Here is a 1,287-nt window from a genome sequence, read left to right as displayed (position 1 = left end):
GTTGAAACTGGTATATAGCGTTTACCGCCGGATTGTCTTCAAGGAATGCATCGCGCTTAAGTCGTCGTTGAGGCGTCAATTTATGGCTCTTTCCCATTTAAGGGGGCAGCTCTAATCACCCGCAGAGGACCTTAACACGTACTCTATAATTTTCAAAATTTCTAAAACCATAAGCCCTTCGCTGAATGAGCTTCATTTTTCGATGAAAGCCTTCTGTGATTCCATTTGATTTACTAAACCGCCACATTCTAGCGACTTCATCTTTCCAAGCACCCAGTGTCTTACCCAATGAAGCTAAAGCCTTAAAAGCACTTTGCTTTAATTCGGTAAGCATGTCTAAGAAGGTAGGTATTACTTTACGACATGCTTTTTGGGTTAAAGCTCTTTTCATTAAAAGAGAATGAAGTTGTTGTTGGAATTGATAAATTGCATCGATAGCCGGATTTTGAGTTAAAAATGCGTCTCTTTGAGCCTTCTTTTTTCACTCAGGTTATCAGGCCTGGTTCTCAATAAGGCTAAGATACCTCTATTGCTTTTTATTTCACTGGAGAGCTCTCGGTAAGACATCATACATTGATGTTGAATTAATCGAATCACATGGAATCTATCGGCAACTATCATGGCATTAGGAAAGTATTTTTTGACAATAGACCGATAGGTACTACTTAAGTCCATACAGATGACTTTAACTCGTTCTTTCCCAGGAAGCTGCTGTAGGTAGTCTTTTAAGTCTCCTTCACTTCGGCCCCGAACTACATCAAACACTTTATGTTTTCTTAGGTCGCAAAAGGTCGTAGCAAATCCTTCTTTTTTACTAAAGAAATGTTCATCTATACCCAATACTAGCGGACTGGGTTTATTGATTAACTCTCTATGTTGCTCTTCATAATGACGCTGATACCAACGCTCTATAGTTGCTTTACCTTTCTTGTAACGCTCCGATAAGTCTTTTTGAGATACTCCTCTGCTATGCTCATGAAACACTGATGCCTGCGCTCGCCAAGTTGCGCGTTGATGTTTATTGATACCAGGGAATTGTTGATTACCATAACGACAACACTCATAGCAATACAACTTATATGCTTTAAACCTTAATATACTTCGTCTATGCCCTATTAATTCATGATGAACTCTTCGGATAAACGAGGATTTCTTCCGTACCTTCTTACTTTGACAGTGGCTACAACGCGCCAAGCGGTTATAACTTACATCTAATAATAATGGTTGATATCCGCTCACTTTTACTATGGAAAATCCAGGTAAATTTAGGATAAGATTGTACTTCGG

At 39.1% G+C, this 1,287-nt stretch carries 1 pseudogene; it reads right to left on the bottom strand.

Features of this window, described 5'->3' with window-relative positions:
- Positions 1 to 115: 115 nt before the first annotated feature.
- Positions 116 to 1,287, bottom strand: a pseudogene (locus Lani_RS12490) (ISL3 family transposase); the annotation flags it as partial.

The sequence above is a fragment of the Legionella anisa genome (assembly GCF_001467525.1).
Classification (GTDB): domain Bacteria; phylum Pseudomonadota; class Gammaproteobacteria; order Legionellales; family Legionellaceae; genus Legionella; species Legionella anisa.
This window is presented reverse-complemented; position numbering and strand designations above follow the sequence as displayed.